16 protein-coding genes and 1 pseudogene are annotated in these 19386 nt (G+C 39.8%); 9 read left to right on the top strand and 8 right to left on the bottom strand.

Features of this window, described 5'->3' with window-relative positions:
• Positions 1-276, top strand: a pseudogene (locus tag GQR53_RS18340) (hypothetical protein); the annotation flags it as partial.
• A gap of 32 nt (positions 277-308) precedes the next feature.
• Here the strand turns inward: GQR53_RS18340 and GQR53_RS18335 are convergent.
• The 3 genes from GQR53_RS18335 to GQR53_RS18325 form a co-directional block, all read right to left on the bottom strand.
• On the bottom strand, positions 309-2516 hold the full coding sequence (locus GQR53_RS18335) for a hypothetical protein (protein ID WP_165744872.1): 2208 nt from the start codon (positions 2514-2516) through the stop codon (positions 309-311).
• Between the two features lie 664 nt (positions 2517-3180).
• On the bottom strand, positions 3181-4578 hold the full coding sequence (locus GQR53_RS18330) for a heavy metal sensor histidine kinase (protein WP_165744870.1): 1398 nt from the start codon (positions 4576-4578) through the stop codon (positions 3181-3183).
• Entirely contained in the window at positions 4568-5254 is a 687-nt protein-coding gene (locus GQR53_RS18325) for a heavy metal response regulator transcription factor (RefSeq protein WP_165744868.1), read from the bottom strand. The genes GQR53_RS18330 and GQR53_RS18325 overlap by 11 nt, the downstream gene beginning before the upstream one ends.
• A gap of 166 nt (positions 5255-5420) precedes the next feature.
• On the opposite strand from GQR53_RS18325, the gene GQR53_RS18320 reads away from it, so the two are divergent.
• The 8 genes from GQR53_RS18320 (at position 5421) to GQR53_RS18285 (ending at position 11909) form a co-directional block, all read left to right on the top strand.
• The gene (locus tag GQR53_RS18320; RefSeq protein ID WP_165744866.1) at positions 5421-7244 is read left to right on the top strand and encodes a copper resistance system multicopper oxidase; all 1824 of its coding nucleotides are present in this window, start codon (positions 5421-5423) and stop codon (positions 7242-7244) included.
• The gene (locus GQR53_RS18315) at positions 7241-8104 is read left to right on the top strand and encodes a copper resistance protein B (RefSeq protein ID WP_165744864.1); all 864 of its coding nucleotides are present in this window, start codon (positions 7241-7243) and stop codon (positions 8102-8104) included. Before GQR53_RS18320 ends, GQR53_RS18315 begins: the two co-directional genes overlap by 4 nt.
• A 22-nt stretch (positions 8105-8126) precedes the next feature.
• Entirely contained in the window at positions 8127-8534 is a 408-nt protein-coding gene (locus tag GQR53_RS18310; RefSeq protein ID WP_165744863.1) for a copper resistance CopC family protein, read from the top strand.
• Positions 8535-8545: 11 nt separating this feature from the next.
• Positions 8546-9454, top strand: a complete 909-nt coding sequence (locus GQR53_RS18305) for a CopD family protein (RefSeq protein WP_165744861.1) — start codon at positions 8546-8548, stop codon at positions 9452-9454.
• Positions 9455-9476: 22 nt separating this feature from the next.
• Entirely contained in the window at positions 9477-9965 is a 489-nt protein-coding gene (locus GQR53_RS18300) for a nuclear transport factor 2 family protein (protein ID WP_008109928.1), read from the top strand.
• 10 nt (positions 9966-9975) lie between these two features.
• A complete protein-coding gene (locus GQR53_RS18295) occupies positions 9976-10494 on the top strand; it encodes a DUF411 domain-containing protein (protein ID WP_004588799.1) in 519 nt (172 codons plus the stop codon).
• Positions 10495-10634: 140 nt separating this feature from the next.
• Complete coding sequence (locus GQR53_RS18290; RefSeq protein WP_004588798.1) at positions 10635-11144, top strand: DUF305 domain-containing protein; 510 nt, start codon at positions 10635-10637, stop codon at positions 11142-11144.
• Between the two features lie 33 nt (positions 11145-11177).
• Positions 11178-11909 (top strand): glutaredoxin, encoded by a 732-nt coding sequence (locus GQR53_RS18285; RefSeq protein WP_008463945.1) that lies wholly within the window; start codon positions 11178-11180, stop codon positions 11907-11909.
• A gap of 241 nt (positions 11910-12150) precedes the next feature.
• Here the strand turns inward: GQR53_RS18285 and GQR53_RS18280 are convergent, their stop codons facing one another.
• From GQR53_RS18280 to GQR53_RS18260, 5 genes are all read right to left on the bottom strand, one after another.
• Complete coding sequence (locus GQR53_RS18280) at positions 12151-12855, bottom strand: hypothetical protein (protein WP_004588580.1); 705 nt, start codon at positions 12853-12855, stop codon at positions 12151-12153.
• A 322-nt stretch (positions 12856-13177) separates the two neighbouring features.
• Positions 13178-13777 (bottom strand): isoprenylcysteine carboxylmethyltransferase family protein, encoded by a 600-nt coding sequence (locus GQR53_RS18275; protein ID WP_165744859.1) that lies wholly within the window; start codon positions 13775-13777, stop codon positions 13178-13180.
• 125 nt (positions 13778-13902) lie between these two features.
• Positions 13903-17013 carry a CusA/CzcA family heavy metal efflux RND transporter gene (locus GQR53_RS18270; protein ID WP_165744858.1) on the bottom strand — a complete coding sequence of 1037 codons (3111 nt, stop codon included), beginning with the start codon at positions 17011-17013 and terminating at the stop codon, positions 13903-13905.
• A 60-nt stretch (positions 17014-17073) separates the two neighbouring features.
• Positions 17074-18009, bottom strand: a complete 936-nt coding sequence (locus tag GQR53_RS18265; RefSeq protein WP_165744856.1) for an efflux RND transporter periplasmic adaptor subunit — start codon at positions 18007-18009, stop codon at positions 17074-17076.
• Between the two features lie 14 nt (positions 18010-18023).
• The gene (locus GQR53_RS18260) at positions 18024-18917 is read right to left on the bottom strand and encodes a TolC family protein (RefSeq protein WP_240917503.1); all 894 of its coding nucleotides are present in this window, start codon (positions 18915-18917) and stop codon (positions 18024-18026) included.
• Positions 18918-19386 lie beyond the last annotated feature (469 nt).

Below are 19386 nucleotides of genomic sequence, written 5' to 3'. Positions count from 1 at the left end.
TGTTACCCTGGAATTTTAAAACATAGGTGTAGTTCGCTAGACGCTCACGAATGGGCAGGCTTTTCTATTCGTTATTCATTTTGGGCTAAAGCGTATTATGAGCAACAAAAAGCCAAGGGTAAGCCGCACAACAGCATTATTAGATCACTGGCATTTAAATGGATAAGGATTGTATTTAGGTGTTGGAAAACGAATACACCCTACGATGAATCAACGTATTTAGCAGCATTAAAACGCAGAGGCTCACCACTTTTAAAATTTGCAATTAATAGCTAAATTTTACTAGTCGTCCACCTCAGGGCGTGTTGTTATAGGGCTGGCTCACTTTCTTGGGGAACAGACACAGCAGACTCTAACTCTAATATTTCTGAATACAACGTGGTCAAGTGTTCAATAGTTAAATCTAATATCGGTTCATACATAAAAGAATTAAGGTGAATATTAGAGCTGACAGTAATACTAACTTTCTCAAGGGTTTTGATAGCATTACTATCTGGCAATTCTTTTACATATGACTTTATTAATGCGCCAAATTGATTCTTTGATTGACACCAATAAGCGTCGTTTTCTTTTATTTTACGCATTTCTTCAATAAGAAAAATTTCAGAAGTCATTCTAATAGCAATTGATAAAAGAACTTTATCCTCTAAATTAAGGCCATCGTGATTGGCCCTATTCTTGATCTCGTTAGCTTTAGAAAATAGTAATTCTTTAAATGAATTTGTATTGTTAGTTGGGTAGGTTGTGCCAAATAATCGATTATAAATTTCATAATACTCCCCAATTGTGATTTGGGAGGTATCTTCTTTCCAGTGAAGCAAGCTAGTCAGCTTTAAGTAGTCAGGATCATCTTCACCTTTTATGTATTCAAGAAGATTTCTTGTAAAAGGTACAGTTGCGCATAAGATAAAATCACTACTTGTTATGTGCTCTTTCCACTTACCAATAAAATAATTTTTTATACCTTCAGCTTTTGATAGTTTTATGCCATCAGCCGTTCTACTAGCCATTAAGCATCTTTCATAATGTACGAAGCTATTTGATAAAGTCCTGAAGAAATCAAAATTATGGGTCAAAATTAATTGTGAAAAATACTCTACTTTTGATATATCCTCAAGATATTGAACAATTGCATGCTTATTCTTATAGTCAAAAGAATCCGCAACGTCGTCAATAATAAAAAGTGTTGGCGCTGACTTCCTTTTTCTATCTTCGACTTCAAAGATAAAATTAAGAAGATAGAGTGCACGCTTCTCTCCTTGGCTTAAAGACTTTATTTCACTTCTGGTACAATCTATTCGATCATCACCATCTTTAAACGTGAATTTTAATTTTGCTTTATCTTTTCCTAAAGCAGCTTCAACTTGGTTGAATAGTGACAAAGTGAATGGCATATCCACAAAGCGGTTATTAAAAAGCTCTATAGCTTTAGACCAATTCGGTGCTTCTGTTGCTGCGTCTAATTCGATTTGTCGTAGCTCAGTCTGATTGGCAGAGAATGCTTCTAGAAATACGTCAGTATCTGGACTGTTTTGAATATAAAAAGCCCACAAGCTCCTCTTGAATTCTACTTGATTCTCAGGCTTAACATTATGTAAAAGCAAATCAACTTCTGTTGCGGAAATACTTTCCAATAATGAAATCAACGCTTGAGTTTGCGCATTTTTAGATAAGTTACCTCTTAACTTTTTAAGCTCAGCATCACTGTCGATTGATTCATGCACAATTTTCATCTTTTCTTGAAGCTCTTCGTAATCAATTGAAGAAGCATCACCTTTTAGGTGAACTTTATGCCCACCTGCAAAGTACCCTTGGTTGTTTAAGGTGTTAAAAGAAGTATCAGCTTTTACAGGGTTAAAAACTCCGCGACTATAAATAGAACCTGTCTGATTAAAAAGCTCTTGATATCGTTGATTAAACTCATTAGATTTTGATAAAAATTCAGGACTCTCTAATATCGCAATAGCTTTAGGGTCAAAGATATCATTATAAATAAAACTTCCTAAATCATCTCCAATGACAATTTCTTTTGCTAACTCTATCGCTCTTACAAAATCATCTGCGTGAAAGTCATTTATCAGTTTATTTTCGACATCATCTTTTTTTATTTTTGATTTTTTTTGGAGTGATGTACCAAGCTTTGATTTCAGCTTATTAATATTTGAAATTAATGAGTCATATCTAGCCTTACTTTCCTGATTAATAAGAATATTCGTTACAGCTTCATTATCAGAGTTTATTTCTATTTCAGATTTAAGAACGTATATTTGTTCCTTTTGGATATCGACATTATCAACTTCAACAATACAAGTTGTTTGGCGATTAAAACGCTCTTCTTTTGGTTTTTCACCTTTTGATAAAGCATCAAAAGTTCTAGAAAACGATGTTTTCATCAATCCATTTGGGGCATAGATTGAGTAAGCTTTAGCTTTTCCTCGGGCATTCGACAAATCAAAAGCTTCATCTAATGAAGAAATACCGTAACAGTTTTCAAGACGTACTTTAAGGTTATCCATAACTCATCCTTTTAATTATTCACTGAGGGTAGGTTAATCATCTAGCCCTATAACAGCTTATTGAACACCATTTTAGCGGTTCATAACACACTAAAACGGCGTATATTTCATACCCTGATAATTTCACCAAAAATTACTTTTGTAAACGAGTAATTAAAATAGCTAGGAATTGATCTTGTTATTTTGCACCAAAACGGCGTTTAATAATGTTGTCGCACAAAATTAGCCTTCTACTCAAATAAGCAGGAATAAATTTAACTTTTTAATGTCCGCTTATCGCTCTTTTGAGGCATTCGCCTCAACACGTTTTGGGGCAGAAACGAGTTACGCTTTAATGTCCGCTATTGGCACAGAGCCGTCCTTCGGCTCAAACTTATTTTTGTCCAAAAACGATTTTATCTGACAGTCTGCTTCTCGCTCAAATAAGCCCCCGAAAAGTGGCTCATATAGCTATCTAGGTTAACGCTTTCGAAAAACAAAAGTAAATTTCCTATAACTACCTTTGAAGCACTAGAAACGGAAGTTTGCTTCCGAAATATAGTGATATAGGCTTACAAATCGGAAGTTTACTTCCGTTTTGTACTTTAAGATTATAAACCGGTGTTTAATGAAAGACTGGGAAGTCTAGAGGTACAAGCAAACATTGGGTTATTAAATTTAATAATTAGCTTTTAGCTAAATTTAGAAAAACTTTAAAGCTGGTAGTTTGATTATTTGAACTGACCTCTATATTTCCACCGTTTGCTTGTGCTAGAGCTTTAACTATTGCAAGCCCTAAACCAGCTCCATCGCTGTGTCGTTGGCGCGATTTATCGGGTCGATAAAAGCGGTCAAATAAATAAGGTAAATGCTCAGAAGGTATTCTCTCCCCAGTATTAATCACTGAAATACATATTTTTTCAGCGGTAAATATTTCACTATTTACTGTGATTGATGAGCCTTTTGGGGCATACCTTATTGCATTGGATAGGAGGTTTGATAATAATTGGCGAAAGTGTAATTTGTCACAATAAAAACAAAAGTTTTGACCTTTTTTCTTAAATGTAATCAATGAGTCTTCAGCCAAAGCATCAAAGTACTCAAATAATGCTTCAATTTCATCATGGCTTTTTAGAGTATTTTGAACGGGTTTAACCAGTCCATTCTGAGTTTTTGCAAGCCAAAGCATATCACTAACCATCTTAGTTAGTCGTTCCAGCTCTTCTAGATTAGAAAACAATAATTCTTGATACTCTAACAACTGTCTTTTTTTAGATAAACCAACCTGTGTTTGAGTGATTATATTTGTTAGTGGAGTACGTAACTCATGCGCAATATCACTAGAGAAATTTGATAAACGAATAAATTCACCTTGGAGTCTGTCGAGCATCGAGTTAAACGACTGCACCATATTAACAAGCTCAATAGGCACTTTATTTTCATCAAGCCTTACATCCATCTTATTAGTTTGGATGTCATGCATTTTCTGACTCAAACCTCGTAAAGGGTTCAATCCTTGATGTATAGCAAACCAAGCCACCAATAAAATGAGTACCGCAGAGCCAAACATAATAGCCCAAAGGCTTTGTTGAAATTGATTGAGAAAGTGTAAATGAAAGCTCATGTCTATCGCTGTAGTAATTTTGTATTGCTGTTGCCCAGTACTTAAATTACTCACCAGAGCTCGGTAGGTGTGGGTATCATTTTGCCATGAGGTAATGTTGTTACGGTTAAAGCCAGCTGAAGCATTAGCACTCATTACAAAATCACTAAAATCTCGTTCAGAACTTTGAAAAATGAGCTCTCCTTTTGCGGTATTTACCTGATAGTAAACACCGTGATGACCCGCTACAGCGTTAGATAATTCATTTTTAAGTTTCAGGTTTGATTTATACTGTTGTCTTAAAACTAATTCAATAGATTGATTAATAACATGCAGTTCACTACTATCTTGCTGGAAAAAATGATGTTTTATCGAACTATTTATTAAGGTGGCAACTAAAGTTAAGCACGCAATAACGGTTACAGCCACAAACAACACAACACGCATCGTAAGTGATAAAGGCCGTGACTTAATAGCCATCAGTTTCAACCTCTAATTTATAGCCCATACCACGAACTGTATGAATTAATTTAACAGTAAAGTCATCATCAACTTTTGCTCTTAGCCTACGAATGGCAACATCAATCACATTGGTGTCGCTATCAAAATTCATATCCCATACTTGAGAAGCAATTAACGAACGTGGCAGTACTTCACCTTCGCGCCGTAACAATAGTTCAAGTAAGCTAAACTCTTTATTACTCAATAAAATACGCTTGCCTGCACGTTGTATTTTTCGCTTTGGAATATCCATTTCTAAATCAGCAACGATCAGTATATCGTCAACTGTTTGTACTGCACCACGGCGAATAAGAGTGCGTACTCTTGCTAAAACTTCAGCAAAAGCAAAAGGCTTTATTAAATAGTCATCAGCACCAAGTTCGAGCCCCTTTACTCTATCGTCTATGCTATCGCGAGCAGATAAAAATAGTACTGGGGTTTTGTTATCTGCTTCACGTAGCGACTGTAAAATTTTCCAACCGGATACGTCAGGTAACATGACATCAAGTATTATTACATCAAATAATTCGGTCATTGCTAGGTGATGGCCGTCAAGACCATTGCGCGCCAAAGAAACCTGAAAACCAGCTTCACTTAGTCCCTGTTTTAAATAATCTCCTGTCTTTGATTCATCTTCAACAACTAATAAGCGCATACAATTCCTTCATTAAAGTCCTAACAACTACCTCTGCAAATATTATGCAGTATCTGTCACTACAGCAACATGACACCAACATTACAACTTTGTAATGTTCGCGTCATGTTTAAGACAGGTCTATTTTCTATACTCAATACATATTCTGGTATGAAGGAGTAAGGAAATGGGGTTTAAAAAGTCATCACAACAGGTTAGCACACCACGAAGACGATTTGTTCAAGGCTTAATTGCAGGAGGTGTACTTGCTGTTTTTCCGAGTGTATTACATGCTGCATCATCTTTAGTAGCAGGAACAATAACAGGCACTGTACCCGAACTTAGCGGCGAAGTAATTGATCTGGTTATAGATGAATCGCCGGTTAACTTTACTGGCGTAGTACGTATGGCGACAACTATCAATGGATCTATACCCGCTCCTACCTTGCGCCTCAAAGAAGGCGATGACGTTACTATTAGAGTAACAAATAAGTTATCAGTACCGAGTTCAATTCATTGGCATGGCATTATTTTACCGTATCAAATGGATGGCGTACCAGGTATCAGCTTTAAAGGCATTATGCCGGGCGAAACCTTTGTTTATAAATTTAAACTGCAACAAAGCGGTACATATTGGTATCACTCACATAGTGGCTTTCAAGAAATGACAGGCATGTACGGTGCATTAATTATTGAACCGCGAGAAAACGATATTATTAGTGCAGATAACGAGCATGTTATTCAATTATCTGATTGGACTGATGATGACCCAATGGCGCTGTTCCGTAAATTAAAAGTACAGAGTGATGTATTTAACTTCAATCAACCCACTGTCCCAGAGTTTTTCGATGACGTTTCAAGCAGCAGTATTTCAAATGCTCTACAGCGCCGAAAAATGTGGAATCAGATGCGAATGAATCCTACAGATTTAGCTGATTTATCTGCATCAGCAATGACTTTTTTAATGAACGGTAGTACTCCAATGGCAAACTGGCGTGGATTATTTAAAGTCGGTGAAAAGCTTAGGTTAAGGTTTATTAATGGCTCTAGTAATAGCTTTTTTGACGTGCGTATCCCCGAGTTAAAACTAACGGTTGTACAAGCAGATGGGCAAAACGTTGAACCAGTGACAGTTGATGAATTTAGATTCGGCCCTGGTGAAACCTACGACGTAATTGTTGAGCCTAAAAATGATGCCTATACGATTTTTGCTCAAAGTATGGATCGCTCTGGTTACGCAAAAGGAACTTTATCAAGCTCGCCTAATATTGATGCGCCAGTACCTGCACTTGACCCTGTTGAATGGTTAACGATGACCGATATGATGGGCAATATGACCCACGGCGGTGAGCACTCTGCAATGGCTGGTATGGCAGGCATGTCAGGTATGAACTCTAAAGAAATGGATCATAGCGCTATGGACCACGGTGCAATGGCAATGGATCATAGCAAACATGGTATGTCTGAAAACCCATTAGCGGTTGCCAGCTCTAAAGTGCGTCATGCAAAAACGGAGTATGGAGCTTCAGTTGATATGCGCGTTGATATGCCTAGAACAAATCTTGATGATCCTGGTATTGGTTTACGTAAAAATGGTCGTCGTGTTTTAACACTTGCAGATTTACACTCACTTGAAGGGATCACTAACCAGCAAGAGCCAGAAGCTGAAATTGAGCTGCATTTAACCGGAAACATGGAGCGTTATAGCTGGTCATTTGATGGCTTAGAATTTGGTAAAAGCACGCCAGTGCATATGAAGCATAACCAACGTTTAAGAGTTATTTTACAAAACGATACCATGATGACACACCCTATGCATTTGCATGGTATGTGGAGTGATTTAGAAAACGAGCAAGGTGATGTGCAAGTACGACGTCATACGATTCCTGTTCAACCCGCACAAAGAATCAGCTTTTTAACCACCCCTCATGATGTAGGTCGCTGGGCTTGGCATTGCCATTTATTATTCCATATGGATGCCGGTATGTTTAGAGAGGTAGTCGTATCATGAAACAATTAAAACTATCTAAATCATTCGGTTTATTAATGTTAACTGGGGCTTCATTAATTAGTTTCCCTTTATTAGCGCAAAGTGAAATGGCACAAATGAATAGCGCTAAGATGCAACCACAAGGAGGAAGTGCACCTAAAGATGCAAGAGACCCCCATGCTTACTCTGCGGGAACAACTTTAACAGAAGGCCCATATGCGCTTGAGGGCAATGAACGATTAACACTCGCTGATGAGCATCCATTTTATGCATTACTAGGCGATCGTCTTGAATATAACGAGCAAGCAAACGCAGGTGTATTTGACTTACAAGCATGGTACGGCACTACCTTTGATCGATTGGTAATTAAAACCGAGGGTGATTTCAGCGAAGGAAGTATTGAAGAAAACCAAACCGATATTTTATGGGGTCACGCCGTATCAGCATATTGGGATACTCAAGCAGGTGTTCGTCTTGATTACAATAAAGAAGGTGAAAATCGGCAATGGTTGGCTTTTGGCTTACAAGGTTTAGCCCCTTATTGGTTTGAACTTGATATGACAGCATACGTAGGTGAGCGAGGCAATACCGCATTTACGTTAGAGGCAGAGTACGAACTATTACTCACGCAAAAGCTAATTATACAACCGCGAGCCGAAATTACACTTTATGGCAAAAACGATAAACAAAACGAACTTGGAAGTGGCCTATCAAGCAGCGCGATTGGCTTTAGGGTTCGTTATGAATTTACACGCCAGTTTGCGCCCTATATTGGCGTTGAATGGAGCAATAAATTTGGCAATACCGCCGACTATGCCACATCAAGTGGACAAAGTAGCAACAACACCGCATTTGTTGCGGGTATTAAATTTTGGTTTTAATCATTTTAAATAAGAGGTAATTATGAAGTTTTTTAATTCTGCAGTAGCTATTTTAGGTTTAGTACTTACATTTTCCGCATCAGCGCATATATCACTCAAGCAATCAACACCTGCGCAAGAAGCCATGTTAATGAAAAGCCCAGAGCAATTTTCGTTAACTTTTGGTGGTGAAGTAAGGCTAGCAAAAGTCATCATCAAAGATGAAAAAAATAAATCAATAAACTTTGATTTCAAACCAAGCTCTACCCCAAGCACAGACTTTAGTTGGTCATTGCCGAGCTTAGTCCAAGGGACTTACACGGTTAAATGGACAGCACTGGGTGGTGATGGACATAAAATGACCGACACGTTTAGATTTATGGTACACAAAAGTGAATCGCATAAGATGATGCAAGAACAATCTAATACCCACAGCAAACATAATCATTAAGTAGCAACATAATGCAATTAAGTGAATGGTCAGTACTCTTACTATTATTAAAACTAGCAAGCTATATCGCAATTGCAGGGCTTGCGGGCACTTTATTAATGCGCTTTATGTGTGGCAACAGCAATGTTGCAGGGCATCACTTAATTAGCTTTTATCAGTTCTTAAAACGTTGGCAAATTACGTGTGTAGTTACAGGTAGTATTGCTGCACTTTTACAAGTACCAATAGAAGCTGGAGCAATGGCTGAATCAGGCTTTATGGGAATGTTTGACCCCTTTATGCTTGAAATTGTTTGGCAATCAGTCATAGGTGACCAAGCAACGTTTAGAATACCAGCGCTTATTATTGCTCTAATTAGCGCATGTATGTGGAGTGTGGAATCAGATGATAACGTAGCAGGTTATAAAAACGGTGCCGTTATACTAATCATGCTTGGGTTTATCGCTTATAGCTTCACTTTTACTGGGCACAGTGCAAATGAAAATGGGTTAGTGAAAAGTATTTTAACCTTTCACCTTATTGCCATTGCGAGCTGGTTAGGGTCATTGTGGCCGCTTTACAAAAGCTGCACTTTACTACCTACCAGTGAAGTAAAGCGGTTAATGCATTACTTTGGTCAACTCGCTATTGTTATTGTATTTGTACTACTTATTTCGGGCTTAACTCTGCTCCTGCAGTACCTAGAGTCATTTTCTGCATTGTTTACATCAGATTATGGGCAACTAATTTTATTAAAGCTGTTACTCGTCAGCGCGATGCTGCTCCTAGGTGCATGGCATAAGCTTTTTTTAGTCCCGCAAATCACTCAACAACACCATATAAGTATATTAAAACGCTCGATTACTGTTGAAATAGTAATTGCCCTGTTTGTGCTTATTACAACAAGTGTATTTACCACACTTGTTGGTCCGCCTATTTAACGATTAATAAAAAGGGAAACGTATGTTAATTAAATCCTTTAATTTAAAAATTTTATTGCTACTAATTTTTAGCACTGTTAGTTCTTTTACTGTTAGTGCACATGACGATGAAAAATATTCAAAAAAAGGCAAGGCCTTTGTCAATGTTGATAGCGAGGCTGCAAAAACAGTCAGCCTATTTCATGCATCTCTAAAACAAGGTAATCGCGAAGCTGCACGTAAATTACTGGCCGACGATGTCATCATTTTTGAAGGCGGAAGTGTTGAGCGTTCTGCAGATGAATACGCGAAACATCATATGATAGCGGATATGAAATTCTTAAGTGCTGTTAATAGTGAACTACTAGAGCATCAAGTTTACACAAATGGAGACATAGCTTACTCAATTTCAAGAAGTAAAACTCAAGGAAAGTACAAAGGAAAAGATATTAAGTCTATGGGAATGGAATCAATCACATTAAAAAACACCGATACAGGTTGGAAAATCACTCATATTCATTGGTCAAATTAAGGAGTTAACAATGCGAGTAATCTACATTACCTCAGCGTTATTTTTATCATTAACTATGTCATTTTCGGCGATAAGTATCGAAAAACAACATAAAGCATTAATAACTTATGAGAATTCAGAAAAACCTAAAATTGAGCTTACCGTTTATAAAAGTAAAAATTGTGGATGTTGTAATAAGTGGATTGCTCATTTGAGCGAAAACAATATTCAAACAAAAGCAATTAACGTCAATGACATGGGGACGATTAAATCTCAGTATCAAATAAAACCAAATATGCGGTCATGCCATACAGCCGTTTCAGCCGATGGATTTGTATTTGAAGGTCATGTTCCCGCCAAACATATAAAACAGTTTTTAGCTGAACAACATCCTGAAAAGACGATAGGGCTCTCTGTTCCCGCTATGCCTGCTGGTACGCCAGGTATGGAAATGGGCGATCGCTTTTATAAATATAATATTGAAATGCTTACGCACGATTTACAGCAAAATACTTATAAGCATATTAGCAAATACGCTGAGCAGTTTTAACACTTATGGCACAACTCTTGATGTAATATTAAACATTGATTCAATGATTAAATATATAGTGGGTTTACGCCTAATAACCTGTAAGAATTACCCATTGGTATAAATGATATACAAAGTAAATGATAGAAAGGAGCCATCTAATGTCGCAGTATTTAAAGCTTTTCTTAATGATAGCCACATCAACATTAGTCATGTTTGTACTGATGTATTTGAATACTTATCAGCTAAGTCATGTTTTTTTTAGTGAAACTCGTACTTATATGGCGCTTTATATGGGAGCCATGATGGCAGTGATAATGCTACTTTTCATGCTCAATATGTATAAAGATAAAAAGAAAAATATAACAGTACTCATTGCTAGTGTTACCGTATTTGCGGGAAGTTTATTTTTAGTTCGATCACAAGCGACTGTTGATGATAGCTCATGGATGTCGGCGATGATCCCACATCATTCAATTGCAATACTCACCAGTGAAAGGGCAAAAATCAAAGATAAGCGAGTCCAAGAGCTTGCAACAAATATTATTGAGGCACAGCGTCGTGAGATTAAAGAAATGCAGTGGTTACTAAAGGATATAGAGAAAAATGGCCTAGCAGAAACTCAGGAGCAAGCACAATCTAGGACCGTACCGGATTTTAATGCTAAGTAAAATTTTATACCAATACATAAAAGGGAGCTAAACATGAGTAAATCAGCCCAACTTTTTAGAATGGCCACAGATGAGCATATTTGTCCGTTTGGTTTAAAATCAAAAGACCTACTAGAGCGAGAGGGATATACAGTTGATGATCAGCTATTAACTTCTCGAGAGCAAACAGATGAATTTAAAAAACAACACAGTGTAGAAACTACACCTCAAACATTTATTGATAATAAACGTATAGGTGGCTATGTCGACTTACGCGATTACTTTGATAAGCCAAAAGCTGGGCAAGAAGGTACAACTTACACGCCCGTGATTGCGATTTTTTCGGTTAGTTTTTTGCTTAGTGTGGCATTTAGTTTTGCAGCGAATAATAGCTTATTATCAATGCAAACCGCTGAACTGTTTGTAGCCCTAACAATGGCAGTGTTAGCAATACAAAAGCTTCAAGACTTATTTAGCTTTACTAATTCATTTATAACCTATGACTTAGTCGCTATGAAAGTAGTCAGGTACGCCTATGTTTACCCATTTTTAGAAGCATTTGTTGGCATTGGAATGATAGCCGGATTACCAGCCTATATTATTGCCCCTATTTCATTGTTCATAGGTGGGGTTGGTGCTGTTTCAGTGATAAAAGCAGTCTATATAGATAAACGAGAGTTAAAATGTGCGTGTGTAGGCGGTGACAGTAACGTACCACTAGGGTTTATCTCCCTAACAGAAAACCTGTTTATGATCGCTGCCGGTATTTGGATGTTTGTTAAGTAAACAACAGCTTTAATTTAAAAACATGATGATGTACTAGTGTGATTACCAAGGGATTATGTCGCTCTAATTACCGAGCGACTTTGTCGTAAATAGCATATCAGCTGTACTAGCTCATATCAGTTCTTACAGTTAAGGTGAATAAGTTTAGACTTCATCAGGCAGACTGCTATGAGCGAGAAGCAGACGTCCATACAAACTCGTTTTTGGACAAAAACGTTTTAGAGTATTTATTTGGTAATTCCTAATCAGCCGACGTGTCAGCGGTCGGCTGCATTTTCTTGTAAGCTTTATAGTGCAATACTCTAGTGTTTACACCTAAATATTCATAAGCCGCAGCAGCCTTCATTACCAAATCTTCGTCTCTACACAGAAAAAAATGACAAAATGAAGCAACACCTGCATGCGTCATATCACTAAAGGATGCCCGAAATCTTCTATCTTTTTTCATTTTTGAATCACGATAGTAACCGAGAAAATTTAACTGGTGATAGACTGCGTTGACTTTCTCTTGAATAGTTCTTTCTCTATCCGAATCTGCTTCAAAGCTACGAGGTTTCACTCCAAAAAATGTTTCTATACCAATTCCTGAGAATTCTTCAATGCCTGATAAAATCTGCCATATTTTTTCCACCACGTTTGGCGGTTTTACATTTTTTAATATAACTGGCCCAATTCCCGTTTTGGCCTCGAACTCTGAAACTGGGGATTCGCCTCCTTCATCAAGTTCCTCTGCTACTCTCGAAGATTGACTGCTCATCAACGCAGGCAAATCTGCAATAAGCTTTTTGATACTTTCTATATGTATGGTTTCATCTAGCGCAATTTCGTCAATTCCCTCTAAAGCTTCCATCATGTACTTTTGTAAATCAACAGAACCTTGCTGAAAGATTTCTCCAAAAGACTTATCTGATTGTCCCCCGTAAAATTTCATGAGCATCTCAGACATGCCAAAATCGCCACTACAGCTTTCCGATTGATTTGCTAAAAAGCGCTTATAGGTATCACTTGCTAGATGTAGTGGCTCGCGAACATAATCCCTCTGACTTGATTACATCGTACATTTTGGACTCACATTAAGTGAGAATATGACCGGTGCCTGACTCACTTTAATTGACAATGAACTCACGCTAATCGAGAACGGGCTTGCAAACATAATCAGTCGGCTCACTTTATTTAAGAATAACGACAGTTCATAAAAATGGACGTTAAAAGATACCGTTCGTTAGTTTATGCATATAAAGCAGCCTGCGCCATTACTTATTTAAGCGTCAAAACTTAAAGCGTGAAAGCTTAGGTATGTATCGGTTAGTGTCAGACTTATATTTTAGAAAATCATCGCCATGCACTTTCTTCAAATAAGGCTCTTCAATTTGTCGAACAATCACTTCAATGCAAATCCAACATACAAAAACACATGCCCAAAGCAGCAAATGTGGGAACGTTATACACACCCCTGCCCAAAATAGAAAAATACCAAAGTAAATGGGGTTGCGAGACTTTGCGTAAATCCCGTGGGTAATAAGTGCAGTCGTTTCTTGCTGGTCAACGCCAATACGCCATGAATCTCCCATTTGAATTTGAGACAACAAAGTTACAGCAATTCCGCAGGCGCCAATCAAGGAGCCGAGAAGCTGAAATGGAATTGAAGGAACAAATAGTAGGGGCGCACGTCCTAAGTAACCAAAAAGAACTAGACCAAATGCAAAGCAAAACGTAACCACGAATATAGCCCCTGGTACAATTTCTATTAATGGTGCGTTTATAGATGCTGCTCTTATACCAAAATCACCATTTCTCTTATATTGAACAAAGCTTCTACCGAGGACGGCTAGCGCCAAAAAACTACTAATTAAAATAAGCGAAACCATATCTATCCTTATCGTACATGACGTTAAGAATATGATTGTAAAGTCTATACTTAATAAAGAGTCAATAGGTACCTAAAAATCGTTCAGGTAAAACTTGGGCATTTACGAATAAATGCCCAAGAACACTACTGATCCCCTTTACTATGCACGAGTCGATAGAGTACAGGCAGCACTACCAGTGTTAGCAAGGTTGACGATATTATCCCGCCGATGACCACCGTGGCCAAAGGCCGTTGCACCTCTGCACCTATGCCCGTATTGAGCGCCATGGGCACAAATCCAAGGCTTGCCACTAGTGCTGTCATTAATACCGGACGCAAGCGAATAAGTGCCCCTTCAACAATGCTATTCACTAATTCTCCGGTTTCTAGCAAACGTTGCTTGATGAAGGACAGCATTACCAATCCGTTTAATACGGCAATCCCAGACAACGCGATAAATCCTACCGACGCGGATATGGATAAAGGCATATCCCTTAACCAAAGAGACATTACACCGCCTGTTAATGCCAAAGGGATACCTGTGAAGATAATCAACGCATCGCGTATAGAACCAAACGCAATTACCAGCATTGTCAAAATCACAAACAACGTAACCGGTACCACAATCGTCAATCGTTGACTCGCACTTTCGAGCTGCTCAAAGGTTCCACCATAGTCGAGCCAATAACCAGCAGGTAAATCTACTTCATCATTAATTCTCGCCTGAGCTTCTTCAACAAAAGTGCCAATATCTCTGTCACGCACATTTGCTGTGACAACAATACTACGTTTGCCATTCTCCCGGCTTATTTGGCTAGGTACTTCTTTAAATGCAAGTGTGGCTAATTCGCTTATTGGTACATGCTCACCAGAGGGCGTGACTATGGGAACGCTCTCAAGCTGAGTGAGTTCATTTCGAATGTCGTCGGCATATCGCACGACAATTTCAAAGCGTCTGTCGCCCTCAAAAATCATTCCAGCGGTTTCTCCACCTGTCGCAGCATTGAGCCATAACTGCAAGTCGGCTATATCCAAACCAAAGCGTGCCAATTGATCAGGCTTTGGTGTGACGGTGAAGATTGGAATGCCTTCTACCTGCTCAAGCCTCGCGTCATCAGCTCCTTCAATCGTTGAAATAACGGTCAAAATGTCAGAAGCAGATGCAAAGAGCGTATCTAAGTCATCCCCAAATAGCCTTATCCCCAAATCTGCCCTTACGCCACTAATCAATTCGTTAAAACGCATTTGTATAGGTTGCGTAAATTCATAATTATTGCCGGGCAAAGTAAACAAGTCCTCTTCAAACGTTTTCACTAACTCAGCTTTTGTCATTGATGGATCGGGCCATTGCTCCCGAGGCTTTAAAATAACAAACGTATCAGTAATGTTTGGTGGCATAGGGTCGGTGGCGACCTCACCCGTACCCGTGCGACCGAATACCGTCTGTACTTGCTCATACTGCATAAGTTTCGCTTCAAGAGTTTTTTGCATTTCAACTGCTTGTTCTACCCCAGTCCCAGGGATGCGTATCGCTTGTACTAAGATATCACCTTCATTGAGCTGGGGAATAAACTCGGAGCCTAATTTACTGCCCATCCATAAACTGCCGACAACCAAAGCACTCGCTGCTACTACCACTAGCCATCTAAAACGCAGCGCTCCGGTTAAAACAGGACGATAGACTGCCTTTGCACCTTTAATAATTGGGCTTTCTTTTTCGCTAATTTTACCTCTCATGAAAATTGCTATCGCCGCAGGCACTACGGTAAAACAAAATACCATTGCGGCAAGCAAAGCCATTATCACGGTCGCTGCCATGGGGTGGAACATTTTACCTTCGACGCCAGTGAGCGTGAACAAGGGGATATAAACAATGGTAATGATCAATACACCAAACAAACTGGGGCGTATGACTTCATTAGTGGCTTCATATACAACATTCAGCCTTTCTTTGAGCGGTAGAGTAGCGCCGTTTTGTTTCTGGGATTCGGATAATCGTCTGATACAGTTTTCAACAATGATAACTGCGCCATCGACAATCAAGCCAAAATCCAGTGCGCCTAAACTCATCAAGTTAGCAGACACATCTGTTTTGACCATGCCCGATATCGTGGCAAGCATTGCCAAGGGTATTACAGCGGCGGTAATAAGTGCAGCTCGCACATTCCCAAGCAAAACGAATAGCACAACGATGACAAGTAAAGCGCCCTCGACGAGGTTTTTCTGCACTGTGTCGATGGTTTTGTCAACGAGGCTTGTCCTATCGTAAACCGCTTCAAGGATTACGCCCTCGGGTAAGCTTGTTTTAATGGTTTCGAGCTTACTGTCCACAGCTTTGGCGACCGTACGAGAGTTTTCTCCCACTAACATCATTGTCGTGCCAATCACTGTTTCTTGGCCATTTAACGTGCCGGCTCCAGAGCGCAGCTCTTTACCGAGGTTGATTTGGGCGATGTCTTGAATTTTTACCGGTACGCCATCAATGATCTTAACAACCACTTGGCCGATATCGTCGATGCCCTTAAGTTGGGCTTCCGATCTGATCAGTACTTGTTGCCCATTTTGTTCTACAAAACCAGCGCCTTGATTCGCATTGTTGCGTTCTAGCGCACTGAGAAGGTCACCTGTACTTATCCCAAAGTTTATCATTGCGACTGGATTAGGATTCACATGATATTGCTTTTCAAATCCGCCTATCGCATAAACCTCGGTCACCCCCTCAACAAGCGACAATTGGGGCTTAATTACCCAATCATGGATCTCCCTTAATGCCATAGCATCATAGGGTTGACCGTTGTCCTGTCGCGCCTGAGGCTCAGCACTTAACGAGTACATGTAAATTTCACCCAAGCCTGTGGCGATAGGGCCCATTTCAGGGGTTAACCCTGTTGGCAATTGCGCCGCGATGGCGGTGAGACGCTCGTTGACGAGATTTCGTGCGAAATATAAATCAGTGCCCTCTTTAAACACGACTGTGACTTGCGACAAACCATAGCGTGATATCGAGCGGGTATACGATAAATTAGGCAAACCGGCCAGCGAGGTTTCAACTATAAACGTTATGCGTTGTTCAGTCTCCAAAGGCGAGTAACCTGGGGTTGCGGTATTTATCTGCACTTGCACGTTGGTGATATCAGGCACAGCATCAATCGGCAATTGTTTGTAACTGTACATACCAAAAAAGGCGACAAACAAGGCGAACAACATCATGACACCACGTCGCTCAATGGATAGACGGAGTATTGGTGCTATCATGTTCTCACCTCACCGTTTTTATGGACTTGGCTTTGCTTTTGACAATAAATGCGCAGGTAATTAGTCATCATCGCCCGCCTCCATTTTTAATAAATCAGCTTTTAGTAGATAGCTATTTTCTACAACGACTTGCTGGCCTATTTGAACGCCCTTCACAATCTCTACTAAACGGTTGTCCGTGTTCCCAAGCTTTACTTGGCGGGGGTAAAATCGCTCCCCTTCTTTGACAAAAACAATGGTTTGCCCATCTAACTCTTGTATTGAACTTTTGGGGAGAGCCAGATTGACTTCTTGGAACCCAATCTGAATATAACCCTCTACCATAGCGCCTAAAGGCCAATAACCACTGCCATTATCAACGTTCACAAACGCGATAGAATAAGGTTTGTCATCAGGTGAGGACGTAATGTGGCTTATACTTGATTGTTGCTGCAATTCCTCAAGCCTTAAAGTGACTTCCATATCAGCGGCAATACGAGTACGTTGTTTGGGGAAAATAGCCAATTGAGCAATTGCGCGAGAGTAATTAGCAACAGAAAGCAGTACTTGACCGTTGGTGAGCTCACCATCATTGGCGTGTCTAGCTATGATTTTTCCAGACATCGGTGAGGTGATTGAGTATTGATTTAAACTCTCGTTTGACTCAATGATTGCCAGTGTGTCACCTTTTTCTACTTTATCTCCAATATTCACCATGATACGTTTTACAACACCGTCGAAGCGGGCACGAATATGACTCAGTGACTCAGGATCATGAACTATCCGCCCAAAGGTTCTGGTTGTGAGCGATAATGTTCCTGATGCGGCCGATGCAGTCACGATATCGTGTTCAAGCATCCGTTCTTGAGATAACACTACGTACTCGGGTCTTTCTTCGGCTTCCTCATCGTCATCATCAGCCAGGGCGACAGAAGCAAACAGTAAAGTAACTAGCATGACTAACATGCCAAGCAAGTCACGTGCGCTAGTAACTAATGTAAATTGTGATTTATTCATTATTTTTTCTCTATTCATTGTGATGATTGAGCAGACGTCGAGGGAGAGTCAGAAAACACGGGAATTCCCGTAAGTGCCTCTAGATCTGCGCTTCGAAGGTGAACTAAGCCTGCGGCTTTTATCATAGTTCGTTGCATATCTATGAGTTGCTGTTGCGTTGTCACCCACTCTATGTAGTTGTAGCGACCACTTTCATAGCCATCCCGCGCCAATTTCAATGCAGATTCCAATGTTGGGACGACATTGTCTTGAAGGGTCGTAACAGTGAGCAAGGCTTGGTCTTTTGCGCTAATGACTTGATTTAATTGGCGAGTGAGTTCACGAATTTTCGCTTGTTTTTGATAGTCTATACTGTCAAGCAATGCGCGCTGTTGTTCGTATTCACCTAGATTCCGCTGCTTGGTATTTAACGGCACCGAAATACTGGCAACTAACGCTGTGTCATCAATTCCCTGCATTCTTCGGATACCGGCTTCCCACGCAATGTCGAACTGCTGACTGGCCTGAACCACTCTCAATCTGGCCTCTTGTACCCGATAGTTATCAGCATAAAGCAGAACGTGTGGATTGCTTTGAAGCTGTGAAAGCATATGTTCAAGTGATAGTGAATTTGGAAACGATAACAGTGTCCCTTCAACTTCCGCAAACGCAGCGTTAGTGTCACCCCACATGATGGCCAGGTCGCGTTTATACTCATTGAGTTTTTGTTCACTTATCAATAACGACAAACGCGCCTGCGACAACGCTGACTCTGCACGTTTTTTCTCAAGTGGTGAAGAAGCCCCCGCTTCAACCCGTGTAGAGACTGTCTGAAGCATTGTGCGAGCCAGCATTTCAGCTCGTTGCTCAGTCTTGTGCAACGCTTGTTGGACAATGACATTGATATATCGTCGAGTTGTTTCACCCAAGATGTCCAGCGTACGAATGCGCCGTTGTGTAAGCAGTTGTGCTTTTTTGAACTCACCACATTCATTCGGCCGCTGACTTTATCTCCAAGCTCGATGACCGACGATAAGGTCAGTGTCAATTCGGCATCTTTGATACCAGACACTTCGCCTGTTCCCAACACATTATCAACTTCAACCCCAACAGACATTTCAGGTCGTAAGCTGGCCATTTTTGATTCACCATCCAAAGCCGAAGATTTAAATTCGAACACAACTAAATCTGGGTTGTTTGATAATGTGCGTTTGAGCGCATTTTCAAGCGTGATTGAAGACTTTTGCGCATTGGCAGATTGAACAGATATGCTCATGGTTACCAGTGCAGCAGATATCAATTTCAGATACGCTGAGCTAGCTTTTTTTATGCCCAATGGGCGTGAAGAACGTGAGCGTCTAGCGAACTACACCTATGTTTTAAAATTCCAGGGTAACA

The organism is Pseudoalteromonas sp. Z9A6, from assembly GCF_011378805.1.
GTDB classification, from domain to species: Bacteria; Pseudomonadota; Gammaproteobacteria; order Enterobacterales; family Alteromonadaceae; genus Pseudoalteromonas; species Pseudoalteromonas distincta.
This window is presented reverse-complemented; position numbering and strand designations above follow the sequence as displayed.

Coding starts and splice junctions, on each gene's coding strand:
- GQR53_RS18335 (WP_165744872.1), bottom strand. CDS start 2,516: ATGGATAACCTTAAAGTACGTCTTGAAAACTGTTACGGTATTTCTTCA.
- GQR53_RS18330 (WP_165744870.1), bottom strand. CDS start 4,578: ATGGCTATTAAGTCACGGCCTTTATCACTTACGATGCGTGTTGTGTTG.
- GQR53_RS18325 (WP_165744868.1), bottom strand. CDS start 5,254: ATGCGCTTATTAGTTGTTGAAGATGAATCAAAGACAGGAGATTATTTA.
- GQR53_RS18320 (WP_165744866.1), top strand. CDS start 5,421: ATGGGGTTTAAAAAGTCATCACAACAGGTTAGCACACCACGAAGACGA.
- GQR53_RS18315 (WP_165744864.1), top strand. CDS start 7,241: ATGAAACAATTAAAACTATCTAAATCATTCGGTTTATTAATGTTAACT.
- GQR53_RS18310 (WP_165744863.1), top strand. CDS start 8,127: ATGAAGTTTTTTAATTCTGCAGTAGCTATTTTAGGTTTAGTACTTACA.
- GQR53_RS18305 (WP_165744861.1), top strand. CDS start 8,546: ATGCAATTAAGTGAATGGTCAGTACTCTTACTATTATTAAAACTAGCA.
- GQR53_RS18300 (WP_008109928.1), top strand. CDS start 9,477: ATGTTAATTAAATCCTTTAATTTAAAAATTTTATTGCTACTAATTTTT.
- GQR53_RS18295 (WP_004588799.1), top strand. CDS start 9,976: ATGCGAGTAATCTACATTACCTCAGCGTTATTTTTATCATTAACTATG.
- GQR53_RS18290 (WP_004588798.1), top strand. CDS start 10,635: ATGTCGCAGTATTTAAAGCTTTTCTTAATGATAGCCACATCAACATTA.
- GQR53_RS18285 (WP_008463945.1), top strand. CDS start 11,178: ATGAGTAAATCAGCCCAACTTTTTAGAATGGCCACAGATGAGCATATT.
- GQR53_RS18280 (WP_004588580.1), bottom strand. CDS start 12,855: ATGTCTGAGATGCTCATGAAATTTTACGGGGGACAATCAGATAAGTCT.
- GQR53_RS18275 (WP_165744859.1), bottom strand. CDS start 13,777: ATGGTTTCGCTTATTTTAATTAGTAGTTTTTTGGCGCTAGCCGTCCTC.
- GQR53_RS18270 (WP_165744858.1), bottom strand. CDS start 17,013: ATGATAGCACCAATACTCCGTCTATCCATTGAGCGACGTGGTGTCATG.
- GQR53_RS18265 (WP_165744856.1), bottom strand. CDS start 18,009: ATGAATAAATCACAATTTACATTAGTTACTAGCGCACGTGACTTGCTT.